The 7,001-nt window shown below is 56.5% G+C and carries 7 protein-coding genes, 1 tRNA gene and 1 rRNA gene; 5 read left to right on the top strand and 4 right to left on the bottom strand.

The genetic code is table 11. The features are described from left to right. Positions 1-43: 43 nt before the first annotated feature. A complete protein-coding gene (gene rnhA, locus B2J69_RS19240; protein WP_081141257.1) occupies positions 44-511 on the top strand; it encodes a ribonuclease HI in 468 nt (155 codons plus the stop codon). Here rnhA and B2J69_RS19245 read toward each other — a convergent pair. Next, entirely contained in the window at positions 496-1,230 is a 735-nt protein-coding gene (locus tag B2J69_RS19245; protein ID WP_081141260.1) for a class I SAM-dependent methyltransferase, read from the bottom strand. The genes rnhA and B2J69_RS19245 overlap by 16 nt on opposite strands. Positions 1,231-1,272: 42 nt before the next feature. Here B2J69_RS19245 and gloB point away from each other — a divergent pair, with 42 nt between their 5' ends. The 4 genes from gloB (at position 1,273) to B2J69_RS19265 (ending at position 5,778) form a co-directional block, all read left to right on the top strand. Continuing rightward, the gene (gloB, locus tag B2J69_RS19250) at positions 1,273-2,028 is read left to right on the top strand and encodes a hydroxyacylglutathione hydrolase (protein WP_081141263.1); all 756 of its coding nucleotides are present in this window, start codon (positions 1,273-1,275) and stop codon (positions 2,026-2,028) included. A 71-nt stretch (positions 2,029-2,099) separates the two neighbouring features. After that, complete coding sequence (gene mltD, locus B2J69_RS19255; RefSeq protein WP_081141266.1) at positions 2,100-3,479, top strand: murein transglycosylase D; 1,380 nt, start codon at positions 2,100-2,102, stop codon at positions 3,477-3,479. 270 nt (positions 3,480-3,749) lie between these two features. Further along, positions 3,750-5,081 carry an MFS transporter gene (locus B2J69_RS19260; RefSeq protein ID WP_081141269.1) on the top strand — a complete coding sequence of 444 codons (1,332 nt, stop codon included), beginning with the start codon at positions 3,750-3,752 and terminating at the stop codon, positions 5,079-5,081. A gap of 1 nt (position 5,082) precedes the next feature. Then, positions 5,083-5,778 (top strand): cyclase family protein, encoded by a 696-nt coding sequence (locus B2J69_RS19265; protein WP_081141272.1) that lies wholly within the window; start codon positions 5,083-5,085, stop codon positions 5,776-5,778. Positions 5,779-5,780: 2 nt separating this feature from the next. On the opposite strand, the gene B2J69_RS19270 is transcribed toward B2J69_RS19265, so the two are convergent. From B2J69_RS19270 to rrf, 3 genes are all read right to left on the bottom strand, one after another. Beyond that, positions 5,781-6,572, bottom strand: a complete 792-nt coding sequence (locus B2J69_RS19270; protein ID WP_081141283.1) for an endonuclease/exonuclease/phosphatase family protein — start codon at positions 6,570-6,572, stop codon at positions 5,781-5,783. A gap of 163 nt (positions 6,573-6,735) precedes the next feature. After that, positions 6,736-6,812, bottom strand: a tRNA-Asp gene (locus tag B2J69_RS19275). A 74-nt stretch (positions 6,813-6,886) separates the two neighbouring features. Beyond that, positions 6,887-7,001, bottom strand: a 5S ribosomal RNA gene (rrf, locus tag B2J69_RS19280).

Below are 7,001 nucleotides of genomic sequence, written 5' to 3' on the forward strand. Positions count from 1 at the left end.
TATGTCAGACTTGGCGTTTTTATCAGAAGGGAGTCTACCAGAGATGCGCAAGCAGGTAGAAATATTCACCGACGGATCCTGCCTCGGCAATCCCGGTCCCGGCGGCTACGGCGCCATCCTGCGCTACGGTCAGCACGAAAAACTGTTCAGCGCCGGCTATCGGCTCACCACCAACAACCGTATGGAGCTAATGGCGGCAATCGTGGCGCTGGAAGCGCTGAAAGAGCCGTGCCATGTGGTGCTCAGCACCGACAGCCAGTATGTGCGCCAGGGCATTACCAGCTGGATCCATAACTGGAAAAAACGCGGCTGGAAAACCGCGGATAAAAAGCCGGTGAAAAATGTCGATCTCTGGCAGCGCCTCGACAGCGCGCTGGCGGGGCATGAGATCCAGTGGGAATGGGTCAAAGGCCACGCCGGCCATCCGGAAAACGAACGCTGCGACGAGCTGGCGCGCAGCGCGGCGTCGCGCCCGCAGTCAGAGGATATCGGCTATCAGGTCGCGTCCTGATCGTTGGTCGCGCGGAACTGCCGCGTGGCGTTGACCGCCGGACGCAGCTGCGCCTTGCTCAGCGACTTTTTCGCTTTGGTCGGCGTCAGCGGGAAAGTGCGCTTGCGCGCCACAACGATATTCAGGCAGCCCAGCGCCGGCAGATGCGCGCTGATCACCTTGCCGCCCTGCTGATGCCAGGGCACCACCTGAAAGCGGGTGCGGAACATCACTTCGTAATTAAGCAGGTTCAGCCAGTCCAGCAGGCGCATCTGGCTAAACATGCGGCCGCTCCACGGCGCTTTACGCTGGATGCCGGGCACCATTTTGCTGATGCCCAGCAGCGAAAAGGGGTTGAAGCCGCTGATGATCATCCAGCCGTCGTCAATCAGCACGCGATCCACTTCGCGCAGCACGCGGTGCGGATCCTGGCTCCAGGCGAGCGTATGCGCCAGCAGGCAGGCGTCGATCGACTTCGACTCAAACGGCAGCTGCGTCGCCTGCGCCAGCACCTGCAGCAGGTCGCCTTCGCTGCCGACATTCACCTGATGCGAAATAGCGCAGTGCTCGGTATTGATTTCTGCACTAAGGTTGCCAATCTTAAGCATATGAAAGCCATATAGCTTTCCGAGGTAAGGCTGCAGTTGCTGAGTCAGGGCGTCGCGAAAATAGTCTCCCCACGGCATATCGCGCCAGGAGTGCGGCGCGGTCAGAATCTGGCGAGTTTTAGCGGGCTTCATGCTTTACCATCTTCCTTTTCTAACGGCCTGCGAGAGGTGATTATGAATCTTACCAGTATTCCTGCACTGCAGGATAACTACATCTGGACGCTGAACGACGACGCGGGCAACTGCCTGATTGTCGATCCGGGCGAAGCGCAACCGGTGCTGGAAAAAGTCTACGCGAACGGCTGGACGCCCGTCGCCATTTTATTAACCCACCACCATCAGGATCACGTTGGCGGCGTGGCGACCCTGCTGGAGAAATTCCCGGCGATCCCGGTTTTTGGTCCACAGGAAACCGAGAGTAAGGGCGCAACCGAGATCGTCAGCGAAGGCGACACCTTCTCTTTGCTGGGCCTGACCTTTAGCGTGCTGCACACGCCTGGTCATACTTTAGGACATATCTCATATTACAGTTCGCCTTATCTTTTCTGTGGAGACACAATGTTTTCAGGCGGCTGCGGACGGCTTTTTGAGGGCACCGCTGAGCAAATGTATGAGTCTTTTCAAAAACTTGACCAGCTCCCCGGCGATACGCTGGTCTGCTGCGCGCATGAGTACACTTTATCTAACCTGAAGTTTGCTGCGGCTATTCTGCCTCATGACCCGGGTATTATGGCCGAATATCAGAAAATTAAGGACTTACGTGCCAAAAATGGCATTACTTTGCCCACAAAACTGGCGCACGAACGGCAAATAAATTTATTTCTCCGCACGCAAGACCCTGATTTACAAAGGGCGTTGAACATAAATTTAACACCTGAGCATATATGGCAACCATTTGCCCTGTTACGTGAGAAGAAAGACCAATTTTGATCTTACGGGTTGTGTTGTGACAGGGGGTCACGTATAGTTGCTCGTCTTTTAAGCGAACTATTGACACACACATGAAGGCTAAAGCGATATTACTCGCCTCGGTCTTGCTGGTGGGATGTCAGGCATCACGGAATGACGCCAATATCCCCGAACAGCATGCACAGAGTCTGTCTTCAGCTGGTCAAGGTGAAAATGGAAAGTACGGTGATCGAATGTTGTCGCCGCGATGGCAGGAAGATGGAACTGGCCTCGCAGAAGATACCGATCTCTGGAGTTTCATTAGTGACGAGTTGAAGATGGGGATACCGGAAAACAGCCGGATCCGCGAACAGAAACAAAAGTACTTAAAAAATAAGAGCTATCTCCACGATGTAACATTACGGGCAGAGCCGTACATGTACTGGATAGTCGAGCAGATACATAAACGTAAAATGCCGATGGAACTGGTACTGCTACCCATAGTGGAGAGCGCTTTTGACCCCCATGCAACCTCATCCGCCAATGCCGCCGGCATCTGGCAGATCGTTGCAACAACGGGCAAAAATTATGGTTTGAAACAGAACCAGTGGTACGACGGGCGCCGCGATGTGGTGGCCTCGACCAAAGTTGCGCTGGATATGATGCAACGCCTGAACAAGATGTTTGACGGAGACTGGTTACTGACCGTCGCGGCCTATAACAGCGGTGAAGGGCGTGTGCTGAAAGCGATGAAACAGAATAAGGCGCGCGGTAAGCCGACCGACTTCTGGAATTTATCGCTGCCGCGCGAAACCACGGTCTACGTGCCGAAAATGTTGGCCTTAAGCGAGCTGCTCAAGAACAACAAGCGCTACGGTATTAAACTGCCGACCACCGACGAAAGCCGCGCGCTGGCGCGTGTCGAAGTCGGTCAGCAGATGCAGTTGACGCAGGCTGCCGAAATGGCGGGAATGTCGCTCAGCAAGCTTAAGAGCTTCAATACCGGCTATAAGAAAGGGGCCACCGCGCCAAACGGACCACAGTACATTTTAGTGCCTAAGTCCCACGTGGCGCAGCTGCGCAGTTCGCTCGCTTCCGGCGACATCGCAGCGGTTCAGCCGACGCAGCTGGCGAAAAACAGCGCGTCAGGCAGCAGCTATAAAGTACGACGCGGCGATACGCTTTCGGGCATCGCCAGCAAACTGGGCGTTAGCGTAGCCACGCTAAAACAGCAGAACCATCTGCAAGGCGCCAGCATTCGTCCCGGTCAGACGCTGACCGCCGGCGACAGCGGCACCAGCCTGGCTGATAATAGCAACAGCATCACCTATCGCGTGCGTAAAGGTGATTCTCTTGCCAGCATTGCACGCCGCCACGGCGTTGATATCAAAGACGTGATGCGATGGAATACGGTCCTGAGCAGCACTAAAGATATCCAGCCCGGCGACAGGCTAACGCTCTTTGTAAATAATAGCGCATCGCCCGATACCTGATGCGTCGAAAAGGCCAACAATTGTTGGCCTTTTTCATTTCTGTTCGCTTCTCTTCCCCTTCTCTTACACAACAGCCTGCGTGTTAAAGCGCGTGACAGCGATCAATTATTAATCACAAAATACTTGTATGGCAGACGATGCCGTTCCATGTTAACAACCTTGTATTTTCGTGTAGCCATAGTGTTTCTTCTGGCGCGGTTGCGCGAAGGTTACTCTATGCCGCCTGCGGCACCCTTTTCGCCTTTGAGGCCAACATGACAGGGTAAGGTAATGAGCGATAGCCTGGATCAGCCGTTAAAAACAGCACAGCAGCCGGTGAGCGAGGAGCAGCAGAGCGCGCCTCCAGCGAAGCGCGGCTTTTTGCCGCGCGCCCATCCGCTTTCATGGTGGATGCTGGTGATCACCACGCTGGCAATACTGATGAATTCCATTGACCGTATTATTCTGCCCACGCTGCTGCCTGCCATTATGAAAGATTTCAATATTAGTGAGGTCGAGGCGGGTTGGATCAATTCGCTCAGCTTTATCGGCACGCTGACGGGCGCGGTGCTGTTCGGTTTGCTGTCTGACTATATTGGCACCGGTTATCGCCGCTGCTACAGCTGGTGTCTGGCGGTGCTGGTGGAGATCGTCTCCGGCGTCGCCACCGCCTTCTGCAAGACGCTGGGCGCCTTTCAGCTGCTGCGCGTCTTTATGGGTATGGGAACCGGCGGCTCGGAGCCGATTAACGTGGCGCTGCTGGGAGAGTGGTGGCAAAAAGAGAATCGCGGGTTCGCCATCGGCGTCCACCATACCGGCTTTCCGCTGGGACAGTTTATTGGCCCGGTGCTGATCGCCGCGATCCTGATGTTTGGCGACTGGCGTCAGGCGTTTCTGTTTATTCCGCTGATCGGGCTGGTCATTGTGGTGATGCAGCTGGCGCTCGGCACCAAAAAGAATCACGACAAGGTATTCCGCTGGATCGATGATAATCGCCTCACCCGCCCTATTGCGCCGCAGCCGCAGTCGTCCAGCCTGACCTCTTCCTTTAGCTGCCTGAAAAATCGCAACTGCCTGATGGCGATAGCGCTGGTATTCGGCTTTACCTGGGCGGAGATGGGCATTGCTAACTTTCTGACGCTGCAGCTGACGCGCGAGGTCGGGCTCGATCTCTCTACCGCCGCGATTATTTCCGGCGCATCGGGCATTACCGGCTGGATTGGGCAGATCCTGTGGGGAAGTTTCTCCGACGTGCGAGGACGCAAATCGTCGCTAGGTTTTATCATTGCCGGCTGGATCGTCGCCTGCGCGCTCTGCACCTTTATCCATTCCGCCGCGCTGGCCTGGGGGATCCTGATTTTCTGGGGGCTGTTTCGCAACTCTCCCTACCCTGTCGCCTATGCGCTGCTGATCGATTCCGCGCCCCATGCCGCAGCCTCCAGTATGGGCCTGATGATCGGTCTCGCCGTAGGGATTGCCGGCATCCTGGTGGCGCCGGTAAGCGGCTGGATTATTCACAGCTGGGGATTCGGCGTTCATTATGCGGTGATCGTCACGGTGCTGCTGCTTTCCTGCGTGCCGCTGCTGCTGATTAAAGAAACCGTAAACGTTAAGCGAGGATAAGATGACCGCACTCTGGACAGCATTACGCAACAGCGACGTCGTCGAGCTGAACCATCTATACCAGCCGCTGATGCCGGTATGGCCGACCCATCCTGCGTTTTTACTCGGCGAGAATGAAAGCTATGCGGGCGGAGACGGCAACTATAACTGTCAGCTGGTTATGGGAGATCACTGCGGCACTCACGTCGACTCCCCTTCTCACTTTATACCGGATGGCAAGACGATTGAGCAGGTGGATGTGCGTCAGCTAATTGGCCGCGGCGTGCTGATCGATGTGCGCCACGTGGCTGCCAGGGCGACCTTCGGCGTTGAGGAGATTGGCCGCTGGGAGCGCGAGCATGGCGCCATTGGTGAGGACGATATCGTTATCTTCCATACCGGCTGGGATGCAAAATGGGCGCGTCGCCCCGACCAGGGCGCCTTTCTGTCGGACTGGCCTGGGCTTTCTGCTGAAGGCGCGGCCAGCCTGATTGCTAAAGGCGTTAACGTATTCGGAACGGATGCGCTGTCGCTTGACGCCTTCGGCAGTGAAACGAACCCGGTGCATCAGTTGCTGCTGGGCAACGATAAGCTGATTATCGAAAACCTGGCTAATCTGGCGCGTCTGCCGCCCTGCTTCACCTTTATCGCCCTGCCGCTGCGCATCGAGAAGGGCTCAGCGTCGCCGGTGCGCGCTATCGCCCTGCTGACGCGCTGACTTTAGCGTGCGGCGTTGAATTCAACCAGCAGCGGGTTATGGTCCGACGCGCGCGTCACCAGCACTGAGGCCTTGCTGACGTTGATGTCGCGGTAGAAGACGAAATCAAGCGGGCGGCCAAACGCCTTGCGGCGATGATCGTCGGTGAACCGCACCTCTTTCAGCGCCATTTCGCGTGCAAAACGATAGAGCGCATGGATGCGCTGACGGCTCCAGGCGTTGAAATCGCCCGCCATAATGACCGGGCCGTTGTGATGCACGATCTGCTCGCCTATCGGTCCCAGCTGCTTGCTGTAGACATCAATGCCCAGGCTGAAATTGACCGCATGGATATTGACCACCATGAGCATCTCACCGGTTGGAAGCGGATAGGCGGTGACCAGCGCAGATTTCGCCAGACGCAGCAGCGGCTCTCGCTCGCGTAGCGGGCAGCAGTAGACCGGATGGGCCGAGGCCAGCGTCATCACGCCTGAAGGATGCTGCGGCAGCACAAAAGCGGGCACCTGATCGGCGGCGAGATAGTTGCTGGTGGCAAACTGCACCAGTTCCGGCGTGGTTTGCGCCTCTTGCAGCAGCACCAGATGCGCATCTTTGCCGAAGCCCTGTAATACCGACATCCAGTCAGCGCGCTGCTGTTTAAAGATATTCCACACCAGAACTTTAAGGTGCGCATCGGGCGTCAGCGGCGCGCCAGGCGGGAGCGCCTGACCGAGATGTAGCATGGCGCCCGGCGGAAAGATCTGTTCGACCGGTTGTCCCGCGACATATCGCATTGCATAAGTTTTCTTTCGCACGTTATTGCCCAATTCTTCCGTACCCGTTGCACCTTTCTGTTATAGGGATTTTAGTCCGGGGTTTCAATTGCTGTTCTTAATTGTCGGAATCATCGTGTGCTGACAGTGCTTTTTAACGCAAAAGAAAAAGCCCTGACTTTTCAGTCAGGGCTTATCTGTGAGGTGGCGGTGCGGACGGGACTCGAACCCGCGACCCCCGGCGTGACAGGCCGGTATTCTAACCGACTGAACTACCGCACCACCGAATACTGCTGCTACCAGCGGGGTCTCGCTGATAACCGGTGTCACCCTCGCGGGTGCATACCAATATGGATGCCTGGCAGTTCCCTACTCTCGCATGGGGAGACCCCACACTACCATCGGCGCTACGGCGTTTCACTTCTGAGTTCGGCATGGGGTCAGGTGGGACCGCCGCGCTAGTGCCGCCAG

This window comes from Pantoea latae (assembly GCF_002077695.1).
Taxonomy (GTDB): Bacteria; Pseudomonadota; Gammaproteobacteria; order Enterobacterales; family Enterobacteriaceae; genus Pantoea; species Pantoea latae.

What these genes read in the sequence shown, in the direction of transcription:
- rnhA (WP_081141257.1), top strand. Translation starts at nt 44, where the DNA reads ATGCGCAAGCAGGTAGAAATATTCACCGACGGATCCTGCCTCGGCAAT.
- B2J69_RS19245 (WP_081141260.1), bottom strand. Translation starts at nt 1,230, where the DNA reads ATGAAGCCCGCTAAAACTCGCCAGATTCTGACCGCGCCGCACTCCTGG.
- gloB (WP_081141263.1), top strand. Translation starts at nt 1,273, where the DNA reads ATGAATCTTACCAGTATTCCTGCACTGCAGGATAACTACATCTGGACG.
- mltD (WP_081141266.1), top strand. Translation starts at nt 2,100, where the DNA reads ATGAAGGCTAAAGCGATATTACTCGCCTCGGTCTTGCTGGTGGGATGT.
- B2J69_RS19260 (WP_081141269.1), top strand. Translation starts at nt 3,750, where the DNA reads ATGAGCGATAGCCTGGATCAGCCGTTAAAAACAGCACAGCAGCCGGTG.
- B2J69_RS19265 (WP_081141272.1), top strand. Translation starts at nt 5,083, where the DNA reads ATGACCGCACTCTGGACAGCATTACGCAACAGCGACGTCGTCGAGCTG.